At 37.9% G+C, this 604-nt stretch carries 1 pseudogene; it reads right to left on the bottom strand.

From position 1 onward, the window contains the following. Positions 1 to 457: 457 nt before the first annotated feature. Positions 458 to 604: pseudogene (locus tag Q0791_RS24965) on the bottom strand (transposase); the annotation flags it as partial.

The following is a 604-nucleotide window of genomic DNA, read 5'->3' on the forward strand; positions in this document are numbered from 1 at the left end:
TTAGCGGAATGAGTGATTTTTGAAGTGTAAAGTACCGACTCAGTTGGCCTTTTATAATATGAGGCTGAGGTTCATGGCCTTAACGCTTAACATATTGAAATAAGCTGCGCGCTAGCCTATAGGCATATATTGACAACATTTTGAAAAATGCCGTCGTCGTTTATCTAAATGCTCACAATAGCGACTGAGTTCTAAAACAAATTCATAGCCAGCTATTATTAATCAGTAACATACTGAGATTTTAGCCCAAAAGCAACGTTCAGCATTTATCAAATCATAACCTGACGATTTTTAACCTACATGCCTGCTGTCGATCTGGCAAAGTGAATCATAAAGGAGAGTAATATTAGTGGAATGAGTGAGTTTTGAAGTGTAAAGTACCGACTCAGTTGGCCTTTTATAATATGAGGCTGAGGTTCCAATTTTTGACTCTTAACATCTTGAAATAATCTGCGTGCTAGCCTATAGGCATATATTGACAACATTTTGAAAAATGCCGTCGTCGTTTATCTAAATGCTCACAATAGCGACTGAGTTCTTGCAAGGTACCGACAGGGCCATGAAACAATGCACCAAACTCTGTGATAATTTTTAGCCAATTCTC

Origin of the sequence: uncultured Shewanella sp. (genome assembly GCF_947495455.1) — a bacterium.
GTDB lineage: Bacteria > Pseudomonadota > Gammaproteobacteria > Enterobacterales > Shewanellaceae > Shewanella.